The sequence below is a fragment of the Acidovorax sp. sic0104 genome (genome assembly GCF_019219095.1).
Taxonomy (GTDB): domain Bacteria; phylum Pseudomonadota; class Gammaproteobacteria; order Burkholderiales; family Burkholderiaceae_C; genus Acidovorax.
The window spans coordinates 1-21,816 of record NZ_JAHUWH010000033.1; the positions used below are offsets into that span (position 1 = coordinate 1).

Sequence of the window (21,816 nt, forward strand, 5' to 3'; positions counted from 1 at the left end):
CGAACCCATCGGGTACATCCCGCCTGCTGAGGCTGAGGCAAACTACTACCGGCAACTCGCCAGTCAGGCCACTGTGGAAGTGGGCTGACTTAAACCAAACAGCCTCCGCAGAAACCGGGGCGATTCACCTCGTCCCTCAAAGAAGGCTTCGACGCTTGATCGGCGACTCTCGAGATAACGAGTCAAGTTAGCGTTTTTGACCTTGGTCGAGGACGCTTCATAGTCTTCCTGCTCTGGCATATCGGAAGCCTCGGTGAGCTCCTGTGCATCGAATTCAGGCGGCTGTCCCCCCTTGGAATTGCCACTTAGGGTGATGGATTCGCTCACCAATGCGCGCATAAGCCTCGATGCTGTAGCTTCATCGCGCTGTACGTCCAGCCAGTCGCGCATACACAGCAACAAATCGCGAAAAGTGGGCTGGGTCAACCCGTTGGCAACCGGTTCAGGGCTGGTTGGCTGGGATTCGGATCGCAACACTTGGTTTTCCTCCACTCAACTCTTGGAATCCCTATGTTGTCACTATTCGCGTTGCACGAATCCAATCGTTTTGTTCATGTGAGCGAGGTCGAGCGCGGCTTGGCTTGTGATTGTCGATGTGCCGTTTGCGGTGAGCCAGTAATTGCGCGGCAGGGCGAACTCAGGGAGCACCACTTTGCGCACAGCTCTAACGCCGAGCCCTGCGCTTCTAGCTACGAATCAGATCTGCACCGCTTTGCCAAGAGAGTGATCATCGAAGCCCGAGGGTTGGTAGTACCAGTGACTCCTGCTGCATCCCAAGCACTAGGGTTCGGCGGACGGTTAGATCCCTCAGTCTTGTTGGCGTGCACTGACATTGAGGAGGAAGTCGCTGTTGGAGAGTTGCGTCCCGACTTGCTGGCGGCGACGGCTGCAGGGGTGACGGTGGCCATTGAAGTCGCCTACTCGTCTTTTTGCGGTGCGGACAAGTGCCTAGCCTATGAGCAACTAAAACTACCTGCTTTGGAGATCGATCTCCGTGCGTTCACACCCACCGCTTTTGATGTTGCCAAGGTCAAACATGCCATCTTGGAGGATGTTGCGGGAAAAGTTTGGCTCTGGCCCGAGAACATTGAGGCCGAGCAGCCGGTAGATGCTTCTGCTGAGAACACCCCTACGCAACGCTTCCTTCCGGAGGAAATCGTGACGATCCGTGGACGTTGGATATCGGTAAAAGAGCTGCCCAGCGGAGATATCGCCATCAAAGCAGTGCGATATGACCCAGATGTCGTCTCTGTGGTGCGAACCGTCGCACGCGCGCATTTTGGTCGGTATCGCGAGGCTTACCATAACTGGGTCATTCCACGCTTCAGGGCGCAGGCAGCGCGGTTGCAATTGCGTTCTATTGCTTCAGCCGACCTGTGCTGAGCGTCAGCTGCATGATGTTGCGCAACTTCAAGTAACATGAAAGTTACAGAAAACTCATCAAGGGAGTGGGAATGAGTGCAGTACCCGCATTAAAGGCTGTGCCGGGAGTTGGCTCCGTGACCGATCAAGATGAAAAAACAGCCAAGGATCGGATTAAGGGCACCCACACACCCGAAATTGTCATCGCATTGTGCGGTCCCTTGGGCACACCTTTGCATGACGTCGCCAAGATATTTCAGCAACTGTTGCGCGGGCAAGATTACGGTTACTCCCACGTCGACATCATCAGATTGAGCGATGAGATCCGGGAGATGGCGGCTCTCCCTGCAGAAGCAGATATTGCAGCGCTAATCAAAGCGGGGAATGAACTCCGCGAAAAACAGGGTCGTGCAGTCTTAGTGCAGCGAGCTATCCGACGCATTTCCCTCACCCGCCAGAAGAAGGGAAGTGACAACGCTGACTCTTCCAGCCAGCCCAAGCTTTTCGATGATGAGCTAACCGACGCAGTAATCCCCACCCCTATTGAGTGGACCTGTCACATTATTGATTCGATCAAAAATGAAGAGGAGCTTGAACTGCTGCGCTTCGTTTATGGTGACATGCTTCACATCGTTGGCGTCTATGCGCCCATCGAACAGCGAATCGCGCGCTTGCAGAAAAAGATTTCTAAGCCCGAGCAAATCCACACGTTAATAAATCGCGACTCTGGCGAAGAGCAGGATCATGGTCAGCAAGTCCAAAATACGTTCCCGCATTCTGATTTCTTCCTGAGGGTTGATGCGGGTACAGATTCGCAACTGATGTCACGTGTTCGTCGATTCTTGGATTTGATGCTCGGCACCAGGATCATTACACCGACCGTAGCGGAGCGTGCGATGTACGCAGCGTCGTCAGCAGCAATGAATTCGGCGTGTCTGTCTCGTCAGGTAGGCGCTGCGCTCACTAGCTCCAGCGGGGAGTTGATAGCCACGGGATGGAATGACGTCCCCAAAGCGTTTGGCGGCCTCTACGAAATTGAAGACCTGCGCGCCTCGCCAGATGACGATCATCGTTGCTACAACAAAGACGGCGGAAAGTGCTTCAACGATGAAGAAAAGGACTTGATCGCACGGACCGTCATCGACAAGATGGTCGCCAAAGGCATCGTGGAAAAAGACAAGACCGAAGAAGCTGTGAGACTGATTCGGCACGACTCCCAGCTTCGAAGCCTAATTGAGTTCTCTCGAGCGGTGCACGCTGAAATGCATGCCCTCCTGAACGCGGGTGCGCAGCATGGTTCGAAGGTCCGTGGGGGAAAACTGTTTGTTACGACGTACCCTTGCCATTCATGTGCGAGGCACATCGTCGCGGCCGGTGTGCGTGAGGTCTACTTCCTAGAGCCTTACCGCAAGAGCTTGGCGACCAAGCTCCATGAAGATGCGATAACTGAGCAGGAGACCAACTCTCTGAAAGTCCGGATCGTTCCATTTGACGGTGTCGCGCCTTCGCGCTTCCTTAAATTTTTCGAGGGCAACGACCGTAAGGACAGCATCACGGGAATGATGCGAAAGAAAGCCGCGCGACCGGTGACTGCTGTCACTATGGAAGCTGTCTCGTCGCTTGAAGGCATCGCGATCCGTTCTATACAATAGTGCGGTTTGCCGGAACACAAGATCGTTGCTTGATGTCTCGTGTCAAAAGATCTGGAGCCTCCCATGACCCGCGATTCCGAGAAGCAATTGGAGCTGGACTTCGACGGTAAGCTCGAGTCGAGTGAACGGACCTTCCACGCGCCAAGCGCACGTGTGCCGAGCTCGGTCGTTTGCTTCAGCGCACACCTCCAATTGCGCCGCGCCCACGAAGAAAAAGCGAAAGACGCCAAGATGCTTGAACGCATCACTAATCGAGTTCGGCATTTCCGGTAACTTCCCCTCGCGTTGGCGTAATAGCCAGACAGCAACATAAGCAACACGTCAATCTGGCCCATTTTTCAGGACAACTGACCCCTGATGGCTGTGTGGCTCGACCACTTGACGCTCAAAGGGAGAAGCCGGAGCAAGCCGGGTTTTTCGCTTCTGAGGCCTGACGTGACAGTGAGAGACGGCGGGGTTTTGGTTAGAAGCGATTGCGGCCCGTCAAATTGGGTAGAAGCACTGTCCAATTGGCGAACTACCTGTAACCCGCGCTGCAAAGTGTGGCAACGCGCTACCAGCGGGTGAGATGGACAGCTCCTTCAGCTCCAGATAGAAACCAGCTCGGCAATCTTGGTTGCAACGACCGCCATGGTGTCTTCTGAAGTATCAAGTCCGCTTCTCGACGCCAGCATGGGGCTGACATCGCGGAGCGCGGTGTACGTCGTGCCGTGCACGATGGGCACGAGGCGGTTGCCCTGCAGAAGCGTTGAGAGCTCCTTGTCGGCGACGCCCTCTTTCGGCAGGCGCGCAAGCAATGCAGAAGTCACAAGGACGATCCCAATTTTGGAGGCGGCTAGGCCCTTGTCGATTGCACGCATCATCGGTACACCAAGGCCAAGATCCTTTTCGCTGAACCAAACCCTGACACCCGCTGCCTCGAGCAAATCATGCAGTTGTTTGGCGGCTCCCTGTCGGTCGTCCCAGGCGTGGCAGAGGAAGCAATCCCGAAGGTCAGGCCTCGCCGCCGCCTCTCTTTCAATTGCTTCCCGCACCGGTGTGAGAGACACCACCTGTGCTGCCGTATATGAGACAACGGAACTGGCGCGGGACCAGCGTGGCCGCGAGCCGCCGCCTCCGCTGGATCTACCTCCACCGCTATAGCTGTTGCCGTTGCTGCCGCCCGACGAGTAGGACGAGCTGTAGCCGCTGCCATAACCACTGTATCCACCGTACCGACGACCATAGCTGCCACGGCAGGCGGGACAGGCCGCTGCAGCGCTAGATGAGCGATGTCCTTCGACTGGAGCTGTGCACCGAGCCATGCTTACCCCCTTGGCGGAAAAGTGTCATTGCCGTGGCTGTCCTTGTATTGAATCCGGCCATTTTGGCCATGGACCACCAACTCGGACTTCTGATTCTGCGAGATCTCCCGGGCGCGATCCACTGCGTCTTGCTTGCGGTCAAAGACTTGCGTATCGCGTTGGGCTCCAGCGCCCCTGACGGCCCAGCCATCTTCACGGGGGAGCACATGTTGATTGCGTTTGCTCATATCGAGGCTCCTTGTCACGGCGTGATTGCCGCTATATAGGTGTGCGGTCGCCGAATCCGGCGCGGACAATAGCTACATCGCTGTCCGCATTGAAAATGAAGACCGCACACATAAAAGCCCAAGGAGGAGCCGTGCCACCGAAACCGCCTTCAGAACGACATGCCAGTGTTGAGGAGTTATCCCGTTCACTGTTGATGCTGACTTCCGGCGAGCGGCTACGCCTGTTAGCAAGAGCTAGGCTGCTTGTCTGGGGTACCGAGTACACGGATCCCCAGGAGTTGCTCAATGAAGCAGTGAAGCGCGCCCTCATTGCAGCAAGCGGGGCCAAACAGGACGGTGAACGCGGACGTCCTTGGCCTATTGACCGGGTGCCGCTTCCGGCATTTCTGTCTGGCTGCATGGACAGCATCGCCGACTCCTCCCGGGAATCGCTTGGTCAAACCCAGACCGACCGATTGGAAGCCATTGCGGGCGAGGCCAGTGACGTTGACACGAGGATTTACCGGGCTGGTGGCTGGAACACTGACGTCGTGGAGCAAGCCATTGAGGTGGAGGACGTAGCTGATAGGCAGCAACGGGCTCGAATGGACGCGCAAATCATTGAGGCCCACTTTAGAGATGATCAAGAGGTGCTTGCGGTCATCGAGGGTGAGAAGGCTGACATGCCAGTAGCGGAGGTACTTGCCTTGTTCGATCTTGATCAAAAGACCTATGACACGGCACGGCGGAGACTGAGAAGGCAAGTGGACAAATTGATGCCAGGACGGAGAAAGCGATGACCAACGAATCTCAGAAGACGCTCGCCGCAGTTCGAGCGCTGGCACTCAAAGACCTTGAAGCCACGTCTGACGAAGACATTCGGGCCGAGCTCGCCGCGGAGGGTATTGATCCCGATCAGCTGGCAGCCAGCATTGCAGCGAGTCTCGACGACGTTCTCGCAGCCAGCCTTCGCCAACAAGCTGCGGCCGCCAAGGCAGCCATGCAGGTCCGAGTGCTTCCCAAGACGTCGCGACGACCTGCACTGGATCGAATCAAAGAACGCATCGCGCAAGCTTTCGCGGCCGAGCCACAACTGGCTACTGCATTCCGAGAAGGAAGCCGCCAGAGCGATGCCGATCTAGAAACGCTCTATGACGATCTTGTGCTGATGGGCAAAATACCTGACGCCGATGACGGCCGTTGATGTCGATCGGCTCAGCCGCCCTGAGCGCTTGCTCTGGGGGCATGGCGTCAGGAGGCCTGAGCACATTGATCTGGAGGCCATTGCCGGCGCCAGGGGTGCTCACGTCATATACAGAAAGCTCGACGGTTGCGCAGCACGCTTGGTGGCCGCGGGTGATCGTGCGGTCATCAGTGTCGCCACGGACGACAACCTCGGACGAAGGCGATTCTCGCTAGGGCATGAGTTGGCCCACTGGATGCAGGACGCACAGCGCATTTCGTTCAAGTGCTCCAGCATGGACATCGGGCCGCAGAACGCTGAAGCTAGGTCTATTGAGGCCGACGCTAATAGCTTTGCCAGTCAGCTGATCCTTCCGGACTATCTGGTCTGGCCATGGGTCGCTGAGCGCAAACCCAGCCTTGATCTTGCGAGCGCAATGGGCGCGGATTTTCAGGCCAGTCTGACTGCATCAGCCCTGAAATTGCTCCAACGCGCCAAAGTGCCGATCGCTATTACCTGCCACGATCAGCGGAGGTTGAAGTGGTCCCGGCGCAGCCGAGACTTTTCAACCGATTTCTACATCCTTAACGAACTGCATCAGGACACAGTCGCTTTCGAAATGGCCTTTGGGGCAGCCAAGGGTCTGAGTCGTCCGAAGCGGGAGACTGCCTCGCGCTGGCTCAGCGGCCCAGGCGTCTATCGAATGGATGTCTGGTCGCAGTCGATCAAGCTTCCAGAGGGTTCTGTGCTGACCATGCTTACGGTTATGTAGCCTGCTGATGTATTTGTGACCAGTTACGTTCTTGTTTGCCGCGAGGGTCCCGGACCGTGCTGGCAAAGTCAGCATCTATCTGGCGTTCGAGTATTGGGGGCAGCAGTGCAGCGTAAGGAGCCGCCCGGTCTGCGGTGGACGAATTCACGGATCTGCCATCAAGCGGCCCCTCAGCAGTGAACCAGCCGCCGTCAGTGAGGTCACGGGAATGAGTCGGGCTGCCGCTACTACGCCTTCTCCAGGGTGTAGCGCGTCGGGAACCACGGGTCGTTTCGGGCCATACTACCGCCACGAAAAGAGGCCAAGCGAGCATTGAAATGCTGGACTCACTGACACGTTCGAAGACAGCCGCTCCCCTCCTGCCTCTCATTTAAGCGCGTCGAGTGCCTGTGCCCGTTCTACGAGCCCAGCGACGTCCTTGAACTTGTCGTAGATGGCAGGCCTCTCACCAACAGCCAGCGCCTTGAAGTGCGCCCGACCACACTCGATCTTGGCGTTCTCGGCGTTGCGCAGGTCCTTGTCGAAGAGGCTGCTCTTGGTCTCGACAACGAAGTAGAGGCGGTCGCCATCGGGCGTCGCCACCAGCACGGCCCAGTCGGGGTTGTAGGTTCCCAGCGGTGTGGGCACCTTGAACCAGCCTGGCAGCTTGGCGTAGACCTTGATCGCGTCGTTTTTTTCTAGCTGGTCGGCGAAGTCACGCTCGACCTCAGAGTCGTAGACGACGTGCTGGTAGACCGAGCGCTGTGCGTCCTGCAGCATGTTCTTCAGGTAGCCGGTCAGCTCTTCCTTCTCGAACAGCTCCTGTGCGTAGTACTGGTCGTCTCCCAGGCGCTCGTAGCGGATGCCGTCCACCAGCACGACGCGCTTGCAGCGGTTGATGGCGTCGGCCACGATCTCGATGAACTGCTGCGGGTTGCGCTTGAAGTCGTGCAGGCGATGACTCTCAATCAGAATCTGCGCGATGCTGCAGCGGGTCAGCTGGGTGCGGTTCTGCATCTCGGTCAGGATGTCGGGCAGTTCGATGTCGCCCTCATCCAGCACGACGACGCTGGCGCCACCGGTCTCCTGGGCCACGATGCCGGCCTGGCCGATCTCCATGTTGGCCTTGCGCCACTGCAGGCGCACCTTGCTGATGGGCGGGGCGGCGATCACCGCGGCGATGCAGTCGCGGATCAGCTTGTCGTTGTCGAAGTGGACCCGGTACGTGGTCTTGAACTTGATCCGATCCCACAGCGCCTTGAATTCGGAGCTGTCTAACACGGCGCGGCGCACTGGCACCTGGCGGCGCTCATCGGCGTTCTTGATCTCCAGCTTGCCGGCGACCTTGCGCAACAGCTCCAGAATCTGAGCGCGCTGGGCTTCCAGCTCGGCGGGCAGCGGCAAGCTGCCATCCTTGATGGCCTGGCGCAGGGTGTCCTGCACCCTGCCCTTGGCATCAATCAGCCGCTGCGCGCGCAGGTGTTCGGCCAGCACCTTGGATGCGTCGAAGCCCAGCGGCTTCTGGGTGCCGTCCGCCTGCTTGACGGCAAGACCAGCGAAGAGGTGGTCGGGCACGACGCCGAACTGGAAGCCGTCCTCCTCGATCTCCTTCTGCAGGTTGTCGGCGAACTGCTGGTAGCTCTCGTTGGCGATCACGGTCAGCGTGTTCACCTCGAAGCCGCGCAGGCGCAAGCCTTCCTGATTGACGCACAGCCGGAGGCCGCGGCCTATGGTCTGCCGGCGCCAACGTTCGGTGGAGCGGGTGCTGAAGTTACAGATCTGGAAGACGTTGGGGTTGTCCCAGCCTTCTTTCAGGGCCGAGTGGCTGAAGATGAACTTCAGCGGCGAGGAAAAGCTGAGCAGCTCCTCCTTGTCGCGCATGATGAGGTTGTAGGTGTCGTCGTCTGCCGCGGTGCTGCCGCTGGTGTCCTTCACCATCTCCACGGTCTTACCGCCGACCTTCTTCTTGTCCTTCGAGAAGTAGCCGTTGTGCACCTCGTGGGCCGCCGCGCTCAGGTCGACCTCGTTGAACATGCTGCGGTAGTCGGGGTGCCTTGCCCAGCGCTGGTACTCCTCTTCGAAGATCGTGGCGTACACACCCTTCTGCGGGTTGCCCTGCTCGTCGTAGACGCGGTACTTGCTCACCTCGTCGATGAAGAACAGGCTCAGCACCTTCACGCCCATGGGGCGCAGGCGCTTCTCCTTGTCCAGATGCTCCTTGATGGTGCGGCGGATCATCTCGCGCTGCACCGCCAGCGGTTCTACGCCGCCCCAGCTATCGTCCACGCGTAGGAACTCCTGCCCACCGGGCAGGTGCAGTTCCATCAGGGCCTCGGTCTTAGGGCTCTTAGTGGCCGCCCGCAGCGTGCCTACGCGCATGTTGGCGTAGACCTCGCGACCGGTGGTCTGCTCCAGGTCGTCACCGTCCTGCACCACGACCTCTTTGCGCTGGACTATGCCGGCCTTAGTCAGGATGTCCAGTTCCACCGTGGCAGCGACGACGCCGCGCTTGTTGCTGATGCCCACTAGCTTCACGTAAGGCTTGTTGAAACCCTGCTCGATGGTGGCCGAGGCCACCTCGATCTGCTTGACCAGCTTCTGTTCGTAGGCGTCTACAGCGTCGAGCCGGTAGACCATGTTGTGCTTGTCAACGTGCGTGGCCGAATAGCGCAGCGTGCACAGCGGATTCATGCGCGACAGCGCCTTCTTGCCGCGGCCGTCGATGCCGCCGTCCACGCTCTGCGGCTCGTCCACGATGAGGATGGGCCGCGTGGCGCGCACCAGGTCGATGGGCTTTTCGCCGCCCGTCTTCTCGCTGGCGCGGTACATCACGTTCTTGCTCTTCTCGCGGCGCAGGGCTTCGTCAGCCTCTTCTAGCGCTGCTTCCTGCTCGTCGCCGAACTTGTTGATCGCACCGACCGTGATCACCATGATCTGCACGTTCGGGCTGGTGGCAAAGTTGCGCACCTTGCTCAGGTTGCCGGAGTCGTACTGGAAGAACTCGTAGCCCTTGGCGCTGGGGTAAAGCGTGTCGAAGTGCTCACGCGTGATCTGAAGTGTCTTGTTGACACCCTCCTTGATGGCGACCGAGGGCACGACGATCACGAACTTGGTGAAGCCGTAGTTGCGGTTCAGCTCGAAGGCCGTCTTCAGGTAGACATAGGTCTTGCCGGTGCCAGTCTCCATCTCCACGGTGAAGTCGGGCGACAGCTTGGTGGAGGGCGGCACGCCGTTGCGCAGTTGGACCGACCGCAGGTTCTCTTCGATCTCCTCGTCCAGCAGGGTCAGGCGGTTGCCAATGCCCCCTTGCTCGGTGGCCAACATGCCGTCCAGCGAGCCTTGTGTGGCTGCCAGTTCATCGTAGGTGCGCGCGGCGCGCACCGTCACCGTGAACTCTGTGCGGCAGATCTCCTGCCCGCGGAAAAGGTCGCAGACGGCCTTGATCGCCTCAGACTGGTAGGGGAGGTCCGCTTCGAAATGAAGTTTCATCGCAGCTTCCCCGTTACAGGCTACGCACCTTGGCGATGCCGTGCTGTTCGAGGATGGCAGCCAAGTTGGTCTTGGCGACATCGTTCTCGAAGGCGCTGTCGAGGAAGACACACGTCACTTCGCCGGCAGTAGCTTGCTCCTTGTGCCAGGCCACGATGCCCAGTGCCAGCGGCTCGGCATCGGCAACGCTGATGCGCTCGTCGAAGCAGGTCAGCAGCACGCCGCCACCGATGCTGTGTACCGTCTTTCCAGCAATCTTCCTTTCCTGCATGGGCACACAAAGGTCCAGACCGAGCTTGAGCAGCAGCTCGTACAGGACGTCGTCATTGCTGCGGCCAGCGGTCACGTGCTCCAGATGATCGAGCAGTGACTGTGCGACGTCGTCGCTTCGCGGCGTCCAGGCCTTGATGTTCGAGGTGTCCAGGCGGAAAGTTCGGAAGCCGACGTCACCATTGAACTCGGCGCTCCCTTCCTTGTGCCGCTGACCGGCTGCCTTGATGCGCGCACGCGTCACGTCCGCGATGGTGGTCCAGCCTACTGACTCGGCGCCATTCAGCGGTTCGGGCAACTGCACAAGGATGCAGCGTCGCTTGCCTCCGTCCTCAGCGTTCTGAGCGAACATGGCGTCCATCGTGGTGCCGGTTCCTGCAAAGAAGTCGACGATCAGGTCGGCCTCATCGGGTGACGTGGCGAGCTGCAAGATCCGACGCATCAGCCGTGTCGGCTTGGGCGTGTCAAAGACGACGTCAGAGTTGGGGAAGTCAACGGAGGCGATGAGTTCCTTCTTGCCTTCCTGCGTGTGGCCAACATCCTGGTACGTCCAGAGAGTTTGAGGCACGCGCCCATCTTTCACTTCGGTGAGGAAACGCTTGATGGCAGGGACGTTGTTGCCGTCTGTGCCCCACCAGATTCGGTTGTCTTTATCCAGCTCATCGAACTTGGTCCGTGATACCCGCCAGTAGGTTCCAGGGGGAGGGCCGGTGAGTTGGCGCCCTGAAGGGCACGTGATCGGGTAGGTGCCCTCGCCGTAGTAGTTCCGTGCAGAGAGGTCGCCAGCCTTCCAGGGCCCACGGGGGTCTGCGTCTGGGTTCGAATAGCGCGCCTCCATCTCCTCGGTTCGAGGTAGCAGGCGTGGAGTCCATGTCTCGGCGTTCTTGGCATAGACCACGATGTAGTCGTGATCTTCGGAGAAGTGACGTGCCGAGTTCTTGGGTGAGTAGACCTTTTGCCAGATGACTGTTGCGACAAAGTTCTCTTCGCCGAAGACCTCATTCAACGCCGCGCGCAGGTTGTGGATCTCGTGGTCCGCAATGCTCACAAAGATGACGCCGTCGTCCTTCAACAAGCTGTGTGCCAGCTTCAATCGCGGGTACAGCATGTTCAGCCAGTCGGTGTGGAAACGCCCGCTGGCATCGGTGTTGCTGCTGATCTTGCGGCCACCCTCGACCTGACCGGTCAGCTGCAGGTAGTTCTGGATGCTGTCTTGAAAGTTGTCGGGGTAGACGAAGTCCTTGCCGGTGTTGTATGGCGGGTCGATGTAGATCAGCTTGACCTTGCCGGCGTAGCTCTTCTGCAGCAGCTTAAGCACTTCGAGGTTGTCGCCCTCGATCATGAGGTTCTGTGTCGTGTCCCAGTCCACGCTCTCGTCGGGGCAGGGGCGGAGCGTGCCGGAGCTGGGCGTCAACGCCAGCTGGCGTGCCGCGCGCTTGCCGTGCCAGTTCAGGCCGTACTTCTCATCCGCGTCGGTCACGGTCGTGTCGCCGACCAGGGCCTTGAGCACGTCGATGTTGATGGCCGGACCCTTGGCGCCTTCGGTCACCAATTCAGGGAACAGGGCCTTCAGTCGGGCCAGGTTGTCGGCCAGGATGTTAGCGCTCTGGCTCTCCGGCATGCCGGGTTCGATCTTTTGGATGGACATGGTTCGTTCTTCTTGGACTTCAGTGTTCTTGGGCTTGACCCACGACGCCATCAGCGCGCGCATGGGGCAGCAGGGGCGGTGGCAGTTCAGCGGCAAACTCAACTTGGAGCCTGCTGACGCGCCGGACCATAGGCGGGCTGCCAGCCAGTACGGCCAGCATCATGCCAGCCATCAACATGAGGCCGTTGCAGTTGCGCAGGGCACCGATCACCAGTGGCTCAGGAAAGCCCTGCGCATGCCGGTGCAGGGCATGAATGCCGCCGTGTACAAAGGAGTTCAGTGCTGCGGCGTTGTTGTCCTTGAACGCCTGCAGACCGAGCAGCGGCTGTGCTGCGGCCGGCTTGGCAGCCAGTTGCTTGAGCATGTCTGCCAACATCGGCAGCTTGTTGGCCGCGGCTTCGGTCTCCTTCGACAGCGGGGCAGCAAGCTTGGCCACCGCGAGGTCCGTCGCCGCGTAGAGCCGCCACACGGCGCACGTCAGCGCTTCGTGTTGCAGGCGGAGCAAGCTGAGCGCCGCGGTGGGCAGCCCTTGAGCCACCAGCACCCGGAGCGCTCGGCAATGCTCCAGCGCCACGCAGGTGGCACTGACGCTGGCGCCGATGCGTGCTGAATCGTCGTAGGGGCGGTACTGGTCGGCGGCGACGGACGACATCAGCGCTTCATCCAGCTCATCGGCTCGGGCCAGCGCCTGGCCCAACGCGTCCAGCGCCATGCCGGCGTCGTGCGGAGCGGGCGCGTCCGTCATGCGGCCTCTCCGGAAAGCGTGCACTGCAAGGTCAGCAACTGGCGCTCCGCGTCATGGATCTCTTGGTTGAGTGCTACTTGGCGTGCGATCTGCCTTTCCTTGTCGGCCTGGCTGCGCAGCTGCGCGATCTGCGCCTTGAGCTGGCGACAGTCCTGCAAGGCGGCTTGCCGTGCCGCTGCCTGCTCGCGCGTCATGCTGCGCTGGAACCGGCCCGTTTCCGCGGCGATGTCCAGCGCGCCCGCGGTGTCTAGCCAGCCTTGGTAGAGCGCGAGGAGGTTAGCCTGGGGCTGCTTGGCCAGAGCCATGGCCGCGTAGAAGTCCTGCCCGCGGCTGGCTTCCGGCAGCGGGACGGAAAGGACGGGGCCGTCCAGCACCATCTTGTCCGCTTCGTTCTGTGACGCGCGGATGTGCGCCAGCGACAGGTTCACGCCGAGGTCTGAACTGGTGACGAGCAGCATGGGGTAGGGCACGGCACGATGCAGCAACTCGGCCAGCCGGCCAGGTTTGGTGCCGGGCTTCAGCTTCAGGCTCAGCACCGCCACCTCAAGGTACTCGCGCTGCGCATCCTTGAAGGCCGGCACGCCGATCAGGTGGGGCTTGAGGGATGCCAGCCACTGGACCTCGTCCACCCCGTCCTGCACCTGGCGCTTGTCGGCCGCTGTGGCGGCGCCACGCTCGGCCAGTAGCTTCTTGGGAACGCGCTGGTCCACCCGAGTGGCATCGGGCAGCGCCAATGCAGCGAGGACGTGAGCAGTCGCAATTGCACTCATGCCAGCAGCGCAGCCCCGAATGCCTTGACGGTGTCCTCGCTATCCCGGCCGGACACATTCTTGCCAGTGGCCTGTTCGATCAGTGACAGCAGCGCGATGGCACGCAGTCGAATAAACCCATCGAAGTCGTCGGATCTGATGGCATCCACCGAAATCTGGTGCGAAATCAGGAACTCGTCCAAGCTGGATGCAGGCACCTGCTTGGCTTTCTGGATGCGTCCCAGGTAGTGGCTAGGCGCGTCGCCGCTAATGAAACGGTTTGTGCTCGCCGCGAGGGGCGCCTTGTTGACGACGCTATTCCACTTTTCTTTGGGCAGCTTCTGCTTCTCGCACCAGGCGCGCGGAAAGATGTGATGGATGTCGATGGCGTTGTTGAAGTAGGTGGTCAGGTCGATTGGCGTACCGCTGATAAAGTCTCGCCCGCCGTGCTTCATCAACAGCGCGGCGAGGCCCTTGTAGGCCGCCGCGAGGCGGCTTTGCAGTGACAGCAGGCGAGTCGGGGCGAAGTTGGCATCGCGCACAGTGCGTGGCTCCGCGCCGCCATCTATCCAGGCCACGACATCCTGCATGTCCATGGCGAAGCGCGTCTCGCTGGCTCCGCCATACAGTTCGCCCAGCACGCCGTTCCAATACCAACGCAGCAGGCTCTGCTTGACGCCGTGCAGAGTGGTTCGGTCGCCCAGCTGTGCGCAGATCGCAGCCAGCGGAATTAGTTGCGTGGCGTAGGGAATGCTGCGGTCGTCGAAGATCTTTTCCTCGGCTAGCAACTCGGCCGCACGCTTGAAGCCCAACTCCAGCGCCGGCTCCAATGCCTTGAAGTCGGACAGGTCTAGCCTCAACACGTCAGCACGCTTACAGCTCACCGGAGTTTTCTGGGCGAGGTGACGTCGGTAGCTGGCCAGCAAGGTAATGGCTGTGAGGAAACTGGTGCCATCCACCGCCTCCAGAACGTCGTGCTTGGCCGTCAGCCTTTCACGACGGGCGTCCCAGTCGTCGCGAAGATTGAAGTCACTGGCAGCAAAGGTGGCCGTCATCAGTTCGAACACGGTGAGGGTCACACCTCCGGTGTTTACCTTTTCGAAGACCTGGCAAACAGCCTCGCGTGGGGTGTCCTGAGTCAGCTCAATAGCCGGTACCTTGAATTGCTGGAAGCGCAGCCAGATCTCGTTGCGGAACTTCTGCATGAACTGCATCGCCTCCGCGCCAAACGCGTGGTGAGCACTGAACCCGCTCTCCCAGGTCATGAAGCCCTGGATGTCAAAAAGCAAGGCGACCGGAAACAAGCGCTGAGCGTACTGATGTTCGGGCGTGCTGAGATCGAGGTCCACTTTTCGGCCGAAGTCGGAAGTGACTTGCAGCGTTTCAGGTACCGAGATGACAGCTTCCTCGCGGTCAGCAACTGGGTCCAGACACTTGGCCATGTCCAAAAAATAGAGCCTGCGTATGTCGGCGCCCTTCTCTGTGCGCGTCGGCACGGGCTGGCCGCTGCGCAGCGCCAAGTACATGGAGGTCAGACGTTGTTGGCCATCGAGCACAAGGATCTTGGGGTCTGGAGCTGGTTGCAGGCTCACGCCCGCGAACAGCCGCGGTTTGAATGGCACCCCACCGGCCTCCAAGAACATGACAGCGCCGATGGGGTAGGACAGCGACAGGCTCGCGATCAGAGAGCGAATGTGGTTGTCGTCCCAGACCCATCCGCGTTGGAAGTCGGGGAGCTGGATTTGGCCAGCGGCGATGCCGTCGAGAACATCCTTCAGTGCGGGTTCTGCGGTACGAAAGCTCATGTGTTGTGTCCCTGGGAATCTGTTTGTTCTGTGCGGGCGGCATCCCACGTAGTACCGAAGTGCTTTCGCAGGGGCTCCAGTGCGTTCGGCAGTGCTGCGGTGCAGGTCATGCCCAGGTACTGGGCAGCCCGGGTCGCCCCCACATACATGAACTTGCCGAACAGTTCAGGCTGACCGACGGCCAATTGGTCGATGCCCACGAAAAAGACGGCCTCAAACTCCAAGCCCTTGATGTGCTGAACATCGAAGACGCGGACATTACTCTCTTGGCCGACCGCCTGGCCTTCCCGACAGGCGACGACCGGGATGTTTTGCTGGGCCAGCGCTTCATTCAACGCAACGGCAACCGCTTCTACCTCAGCCTCGGAATTGACGAAGATCGCTGTGGAGGGCAAGTTCCCATCCATGAACTGGTCAATCTCGCGGATTCTGGTGGCTAGCCACCCCACAGTGTCGTTGCCCGATGCATATTCCAATAGGACCGGTGGCAACCCCTCGTTGTCGACTTCGGCGGGCAGGACTGCATCTTGAACTGAGCCTCCAATGCATCGGATGATGTCTCTCGCCAGCTCGTTAAGCTGCCGGCTTTGTCGGTAGGTGACAGTGATGCGCCTGATGTCAACGTCGGCGAAGACCCATTGCAACTCTTCAGTAGATCGCGAGCCCCATGTCGTTAAGCGCTGATTGAAGTCACCGCAGGCGAAGAACGAGCGAAGGCGAGGGTGAGCCAGTGCTGCCATGCAGGCTAGCTGGATCGGTGAGAAGTCGGTGGCTTCGTCGACCACGACCTGGCTGCGAAGCGTGGACAGTGTAGGCTTCAAGGATGCCCACGCTGGGCTTTCAATGTCTCGCATTACCGTGGGGCGCTGAAGCAAGTCCCCGGCGGATCGAAGAATCGCTAGCAGAACAACATCCAGCTCCAAGGGATGCAGGTCGCGGGGCTCAAATCCAGACTTCGCATACCAATGCCCCTCATCCTGGCGTAGTTTTCGGAAGGCACGGTACCGCTTGGGGATGCCGTCGATGTATCGCTTGACCGGATTCGTGAAGCGGCGTGCGTGCGTCTGCAATAGCAGGCTCGTTCCCAAGTTGGCTAGGTCAGAGGCTGGAAGTGTGCGGTCGCTCAGCCACTCGATGATCTTTCCGTTGCGAGTGGTCTTGTTGGTGGAGCGCTTGGCGGCAGCATTGCGGGCCTGTGTGCGAACTGCCTGTATGTAGGCGTTGATCGCCGCGGCGGCACCTACGCGGGGTGCTGCAGCGACCTCTTCGTCCTCATCGCCATCTTGATCGTCATCGCTCTCCCCATCGACAGAGGCCTGCTGCTGAAGACTTTCAATAAGCTTGGACAAGTCGCTGATGAGGCTCTTGTTTCGAGCCAGTTGAGCGTTTAGTGCGGCCTTGATGGCGGTGTCTGTTTCGTCCTTGAGGCGAGCCACAAAGCTCTGAACCGCTGGCAATTCGCCAGCCAATGCGGCGAACGTCCCGGGCCAAGTCTCAGCTTCCCGCAGTGGCTCTTGCAGTCGCTTACCAAGTTGCTGAGCTGCAGGCAGCGATGCACCTTCAAGCGCTTTCACGGCCTCAATCAGTTCTTCCCGATACGCAGTACCTTGCCAGGCTTGAAAGTCTTCAAACCAGGCGATGGGCTGGGCCTCTGTCGATTGCTGCAAACTTGGCACCGCCGGTTTCAGGACGAAGGTGCCGCCGCCATTGGCGGTTCGCAATACGCCGAACGTCTGCCGCGCTAGGTCACGTCGATGATCCCCCCAAGTCCGGATGTTCTGGTCAGGAGCGGGAACGCCCTCCCGCGAAAACGCCTCCTTCAGGTACTGCTTCAACAGCTCGGTCGGGGTGAACATCAGCCAACTCTTGCCGTGTGGCGTTTGCTGAGACTGGGAAAGTTCCTCGGCAACCCGCTGCTCGTCCTCGTCCAAGAATTGACTGTCGAGCTTTTGGCCCAGGCGCCGAATCAATGTTGTGGTTTTGCCGGTGCCAGGAGGGCCGAGAAACAGCACTCGGCGGTTCAGTGGCAGACGGAAGATCTCGTCCTGAAATTGGTCCAGCACCGGCTGGTCGCGCAGGCCCATCTTTCTGATGACGCTGCGCTTCATACCCGCTATTACGTTCTGACTGGCTTCAGCGCTCGCCAGAATTTGGGCGACCAGGTCTTCGGCCGGCTCTGCCAACTCTGGGTGGCGCTCAAGAAGTTTGCGAAGCGACTCGATGGTGACGGTCGGCGCAGCCTCAGATTGCACCACTGTGTAGGCGTCCCATGCCCCTGCAAGAGGAGACGGACGGAGCTGAGCCCGCTCAACGACCAATAGCGCTTTGCCGTCTGGGCGCACGTATTCGTCGCCAACGGGGAGGGCTGCCAACCGACCTATTGGCGCCCGATAGCTGAAGAGCCCCTGATTGACTATGCCTTGTTCTGCACGGCAAAAGTAGTATGCGGTGCGCTGCCCGTCCTCATCTTCGGCGATGACGCGCGAGATTGCCGGCTCGCTCGCAAGCTTGCGGTAGGCCGCTTCGTTAGCCAGATTCACGCTGTCGAGCGCACGTGCCGCTCGGTCCGAATTCAATGTGTTGCCTCCGTTGGCCAGCGCGTCAACGCTCAGTCGACGTGGGTTCGCCAACCAAGACTTGGCGGTGCTGGCAACGGCATCCAACTTGCCGACGACCTCAGTGGCTAGCGGCTCAAGCCGCTGACTATCCATTACGCTCATTCGCTACTCCCAGAAGCTTTGTTTTCCAGCACGACCAAGTAGGCCAACACTTCGAAGTCGTTTATGCCCGCGAACTCGCCGCGCATTGCGTGAGTGCCGCCCGGCGCGAAGAGGCTGGCGACCGCCCGCTCTTCCCCCTTGCCGACGATGGAGCCCACCGCAGCGGCCAGCAGGTCTTGGGTGTGACGCATGTCAGAGAACTGGCGTGTGCTCTTGGCATGGCGAGCGACGGCGCCCGCGTCAGGCAGCTCCCGACCCATGCTCAAGCGCTTCAGCCGGTCCAGTGCGTGCTTGGCTTGTGTGTATGGCAGCAGCACGGTGCCGTGTTCGCCGATATGCACTAGGTAGATAGGCGCCAATGGGTAGTTGGGATCGACAGACTTCTCCGCCGCGATGCCTTCGGCGCGCAGGCAGAAGAGCATGCCCGGCGGGATGTCGGTCTCGTGCGTAGTGGTGACTGCGCAAGCTCCCAGTGGCATGTTCTCCAGCTTGCCGGGGTGGGCCTTGAGGTAGCGGGCCAAGTCGATGCGGTAGTCGGTTAGGGTCAGGTCTGTGATGGATACGCCGCTGGATAGATCCTCTAGGTCAATCACCGCGTCTTGCAGCTTCAACAGCTGCTTGCGCCGGTACTCCAGGTCGTTCATCGGGTCGCCGGATTGCTGCTCGATGATGTTCTCTTCGCCAGTGGCGGAAACATCCAGCAGCACCATGCGACCACTGACGCGCTGCTCCAGGCCGATGTATTCCTCCAGTTCCATGTTGGGCCAGAAGTTGACGAGCTGGATGCTGGTGTTAGACGAACCCAGGCGGTCGACGCGGCCGAAGCGCTGGATGATCCGCACTGGGTTCCAGTGGATGTCGTAGTTCACTAGCCAGTCACAGTCCTGCAGGTTCTGGCCCTCGCTGATGCAGTCGGTGGCGATCAGCAGCTCAAGTTCACCCTCGTGACCCAAGCTGGCGGGCCGTTCCTTGGATCTGGGTGAAAAAGCGGTGAGGATCGACGTCAGGTCCTTGCGCAGGCCGGGCGACGTGGACCGGTTCCTTCCTGAGCCTGTGACCAGCGCAGCTTCGACCTGTAAGTGCGTCTTGGCCCAGTCCGCAAGGTGGTCGTAAATGTACTCGGCCGTGTCAGCAAATGCGGTGAAGACAATGATCTTGCGGTTCCCCGCGTTGATCGGGTTACGCACCTTCTCTGCGATCAGGTCGCGAAGCTTGCCGAGCTTGTCGTCACGGGCGGCGTCGACTTGGAGCGCGGCGGCGTTGAGCGTCGCCAGTCGATTGCGGTCTTCAGTGAGATCCTGGCGCCAGCGAGCGAGATCGATGTCGCTGAGCAGCACCTTGACTTTGCGACCCACCAGCAGGATTTCGAAGGCGGGATCGTCCACGTCGACATCAGCGATATCGATCTCTTCGAACTCGTCTTCTGCGCCGACGCTGCCTGCCTTGTAGGCCTGCAGTCGCGCCAAGGTCTCGTCGACATCCTTGAGCTGACGGCCCACTGTCAAGGCGAAGGAGAAGACCGAGCTTTCCATCCGCTTCAGCAGGTTGACCCGCATCAGGTGGATCAGGCTCTCTTCACGGTCAACCTGGCGGAAGATGCTTTCGCCGCCGCGGATGGCCGTGCTGTACTTGGCGTCGTAGCCGGCCAGCTTGTCTTCCTTGACGTAGCGTAGCGGCGCGTAGCTGGCCAGCTTGAGGCGCCGGATCTCGAAGTTGATCTCCCTGATCGGCTGGAACTCGCCGGCCTTGTCCACATCCGCCTTGATGTTGATCGGCGGCAGCCGACTGGGAAAGCGACCGGTCTCAATGGTGCCGTAGTACTTCTCGATGTGTCGACGCGAGCGGGCGATGGTAAGGTGGTCCAGCAACGCGAAGTAGTCGAAGCCGAGCATTTCCACCAGCAGCGGAGGTGTCCGCTCCTCTTCAGGCAGCTCCAGCCAGCGATTGAAGGACTTCTGGGCGCGGCGGGTCGTGCTGTCGATGCTCGCGATGCCGTGGTCGAACAGCGCAGTATCGTCGCCCTCGGTGACAAAGGATATCTGGTTCTTGAGGTCGGCCAGGCGGTTGTTGACCGGCGTGGCAGACAACATCAGTACCCGGGTCTTGACGCCCTCGCGGATGATCTTGCGCATGAGCCGGTCATAGCGCGTTTCGGCGCCCTGCTTCGGCGTCTTCTTATTGCGGAAGTTGTGCGATTCGTCGATGACGACGAGGTCGTAGTTGCCCCAGTTAACGTGGGCCAGGTCGATGTCGCCCGACAAGCCACCATCACGCGATAGATCCGTGTGGTTCAGCACGTCGTAGTTGAAGCGGTCGGAGGCCAGGATATTGCGCTGGTCGTTGGCCTTGTAGATGGTCCAGTTGTCGCGTAAGCGCTTCGGGCAGAGCACCAGGACGCGGTCGTTGCGCAGCTCGTGGTACTTGATGATTGCTAGCGCCTCGAAGGTTTTTCCAAGCCCCACGCTGTCGGCAATGATGCAGCCGCCGAAGCGGTCGAGCTTGTCGATAGCGCCAACGACCCCGTCGCGCTGAAACTTGTAGAGCTTCTTCCAGACCACAGTGTCGCGGATGCCCGTGGCGGACTTGACGATGCGGTCCTCGTCCATGTCCTGGCTTTCGGCCCGGAACAGGTGGTACAGCATGACCGCGTAGACGCTCATTGGGTCGCGTGCGCTGGCAAGGTCATCGAGCGCGGAGAGGATCGCTGTTTTGGCATGGGGCTGATCACCCAGGCTATCCCACTGGGCGTCGAACCACTGGGCAAGCGTCGTAGCTTCCTGCTCAGACTCAGAAACTTGTATGAAGCTCAAGGGGTTGCCGGGGGTGATCCCAAGCCCGTCGGTTGACAAACCGAAGGAGCCGTGTAACGCCCGCCGGGCTTTGCCGTCCGGATCACGAAGGACCGCCAGGCCTTGAGGGATACTGCCTGGCGCACAACGCACATCCGCCTTAGCGCGAATCCAGTCCGCCAACTGCTTGGCGAGTGCCGGTGTCTGTAGCTTGTTCCTAGCGGACCGGTCGCTGGCGTTGCCCAACAAGCCGAATTCGGAGGCATCTGCGGGCACCACCAGGCGCGCACTACTCAGTGTCTTAGTCCCTGCCCGCAGAGCGTCGTAAGCAAACAATGACCCAGTCGAGGTCATCAGATCCATCTTGTTACCGGGTGCGAGCTCGGGCGCAATAATGTCCAAAACGCGGTCTGCACCCGCATTTCTGATTGGCTTCATGCGTTATTACCTCCCGTAGCAATTTACCGCACGTGGAGTGTCGTCGAGCAGTGCGCCCCCACCTTTGTGTCATTGAACCGTGCTTTTTGGAAGGATGGCCGGGGCCAAGTACCCTTTCGAAAGGCTTTCTGGCAGATCTGGACTGCGAGGAGGTTTTGGAGGATGACAAGCGCGAATGACACATCCTGGGTATGCGCCGAGGGAGACAGCGCTTCTGTCAACAGACGCACTGTGCTTGCGGGTCATGCCGTATCAGGCGGACTCTGCCTGCAGAGACCAAACCTATGGGCCACCGCCACCCCTGCTGCTGGCGCTATGGCATCCGCGTACGTCACCGCCAATTCCTGTTTTAGCAAGCAATAGGATGCGCCGCCGGTTCATGCACTTGGCATCTACGTAGGCGGTCAGGCAAGCACGCCTATCGATACCAAATCTTGCAGCTCTAGGTCGGCTTTGCCGGACAGCAGTCTTTTAGTGCAGTGCAACTGGAAGGCGGCTCTCAGCCTAAAACGGACCTCCATTGCTCGCACGGCTTCAACAATCAAGAAGCTATTGATCTGAGGGTGACGACAGCCTCCGTGACCCGTCCTGAATTACGTTGACACTCAAACAGCCGGCGTTCAGCCGGCCAGGGACGCCCGGTGCACAGCATCGGGCGTTTGCATTTTGAGCGACAGATGGGGTCGTTCGTGGTTGTAGATCTGC

16 protein-coding genes are annotated in these 21,816 nt (G+C 59.9%); 6 read left to right on the forward strand and 10 right to left on the reverse strand.

The window, feature by feature from the left end; translation table 11 throughout:
- Positions 1 to 63: 63 nt before the first annotated feature.
- Positions 64 to 477 (reverse strand): hypothetical protein, encoded by a 414-nt coding sequence (locus KW835_RS26290; protein WP_218387704.1) that lies wholly within the window; start codon positions 475 to 477, stop codon positions 64 to 66.
- A gap of 33 nt (positions 478 to 510) precedes the next feature.
- On the opposite strand from KW835_RS26290, the gene KW835_RS26295 reads away from it, so the two are divergent.
- From KW835_RS26295 to KW835_RS26305, 3 genes are all read left to right on the forward strand, one after another.
- Positions 511 to 1,383 carry a competence protein CoiA family protein gene (locus KW835_RS26295; RefSeq protein ID WP_218387705.1) on the forward strand — a complete coding sequence of 291 codons (873 nt, stop codon included), beginning with the start codon at positions 511 to 513 and terminating at the stop codon, positions 1,381 to 1,383.
- Positions 1,384 to 1,454: 71 nt separating this feature from the next.
- The gene (locus KW835_RS26300) at positions 1,455 to 3,014 is read left to right on the forward strand and encodes an anti-phage dCTP deaminase (RefSeq protein ID WP_218387706.1); all 1,560 of its coding nucleotides are present in this window, start codon (positions 1,455 to 1,457) and stop codon (positions 3,012 to 3,014) included.
- A gap of 63 nt (positions 3,015 to 3,077) precedes the next feature.
- Positions 3,078 to 3,287, forward strand: coding sequence for a hypothetical protein (locus tag KW835_RS26305; RefSeq protein ID WP_218387707.1), 210 nt, complete (start codon positions 3,078 to 3,080; stop codon positions 3,285 to 3,287).
- Between the two features lie 308 nt (positions 3,288 to 3,595).
- On the opposite strand, the gene KW835_RS27205 is transcribed toward KW835_RS26305, so the two are convergent.
- Together KW835_RS27205 and KW835_RS26315 are read right to left on the reverse strand one after the other, a co-directional pair.
- Positions 3,596 to 4,063, reverse strand: a complete 468-nt coding sequence (locus KW835_RS27205) for a toll/interleukin-1 receptor domain-containing protein (RefSeq protein ID WP_339385510.1) — start codon at positions 4,061 to 4,063, stop codon at positions 3,596 to 3,598.
- Positions 4,064 to 4,320: 257 nt separating this feature from the next.
- Positions 4,321 to 4,545, reverse strand: coding sequence for a DUF2188 domain-containing protein (locus tag KW835_RS26315; RefSeq protein ID WP_218387709.1), 225 nt, complete (start codon positions 4,543 to 4,545; stop codon positions 4,321 to 4,323).
- Between the two features lie 95 nt (positions 4,546 to 4,640).
- Between KW835_RS26315 and KW835_RS26320 the strand changes: the two genes are divergently transcribed.
- The 3 genes from KW835_RS26320 to KW835_RS26330 are packed head-to-tail and all read left to right on the forward strand — an operon-like array spanning position 4,641 to position 6,479.
- Positions 4,641 to 5,324, forward strand: a complete 684-nt coding sequence (locus tag KW835_RS26320) for a hypothetical protein (protein ID WP_218387710.1) — start codon at positions 4,641 to 4,643, stop codon at positions 5,322 to 5,324.
- Positions 5,321 to 5,728 (forward strand): hypothetical protein, encoded by a 408-nt coding sequence (locus KW835_RS26325; RefSeq protein ID WP_218387711.1) that lies wholly within the window; start codon positions 5,321 to 5,323, stop codon positions 5,726 to 5,728. Before KW835_RS26320 ends, KW835_RS26325 begins: the two co-directional genes overlap by 4 nt.
- A complete protein-coding gene (locus KW835_RS26330; RefSeq protein WP_218387712.1) occupies positions 5,715 to 6,479 on the forward strand; it encodes an ImmA/IrrE family metallo-endopeptidase in 765 nt (254 codons plus the stop codon). Before KW835_RS26325 ends, KW835_RS26330 begins: the two co-directional genes overlap by 14 nt.
- 366 nt (positions 6,480 to 6,845) lie before the next feature.
- Here KW835_RS26330 and KW835_RS26335 read toward each other — a convergent pair whose 3' ends face one another.
- The 7 genes from KW835_RS26335 to KW835_RS26365 are packed head-to-tail and all read right to left on the reverse strand — an operon-like array spanning position 6,846 to position 21,111.
- Entirely contained in the window at positions 6,846 to 9,947 is a 3,102-nt protein-coding gene (locus KW835_RS26335; RefSeq protein ID WP_218387713.1) for a type III restriction-modification system endonuclease, read from the reverse strand.
- A gap of 13 nt (positions 9,948 to 9,960) precedes the next feature.
- Complete coding sequence (locus tag KW835_RS26340) at positions 9,961 to 11,865, reverse strand: site-specific DNA-methyltransferase (RefSeq protein WP_218387714.1); 1,905 nt, start codon at positions 11,863 to 11,865, stop codon at positions 9,961 to 9,963.
- Between the two features lie 19 nt (positions 11,866 to 11,884).
- The gene (locus KW835_RS26345; protein WP_218387715.1) at positions 11,885 to 12,610 is read right to left on the reverse strand and encodes a hypothetical protein; all 726 of its coding nucleotides are present in this window, start codon (positions 12,608 to 12,610) and stop codon (positions 11,885 to 11,887) included.
- A complete protein-coding gene (locus KW835_RS26350; protein WP_218387716.1) occupies positions 12,607 to 13,380 on the reverse strand; it encodes a DUF4391 domain-containing protein in 774 nt (257 codons plus the stop codon). Before KW835_RS26350 ends, KW835_RS26345 begins: the two co-directional genes overlap by 4 nt.
- A complete protein-coding gene (locus tag KW835_RS26355; RefSeq protein WP_218387717.1) occupies positions 13,377 to 15,164 on the reverse strand; it encodes a DUF262 domain-containing protein in 1,788 nt (595 codons plus the stop codon). The genes KW835_RS26350 and KW835_RS26355 overlap by 4 nt, the downstream gene beginning before the upstream one ends.
- Positions 15,161 to 17,884 carry an ATP-binding domain-containing protein gene (locus KW835_RS26360; RefSeq protein WP_218387718.1) on the reverse strand — a complete coding sequence of 908 codons (2,724 nt, stop codon included), beginning with the start codon at positions 17,882 to 17,884 and terminating at the stop codon, positions 15,161 to 15,163. Before KW835_RS26360 ends, KW835_RS26355 begins: the two co-directional genes overlap by 4 nt.
- Complete coding sequence (locus KW835_RS26365; protein WP_218387719.1) at positions 17,881 to 21,111, reverse strand: helicase-related protein; 3,231 nt, start codon at positions 21,109 to 21,111, stop codon at positions 17,881 to 17,883. Before KW835_RS26365 ends, KW835_RS26360 begins: the two co-directional genes overlap by 4 nt.
- Positions 21,112 to 21,816: the final 705 nt, after the last annotated feature.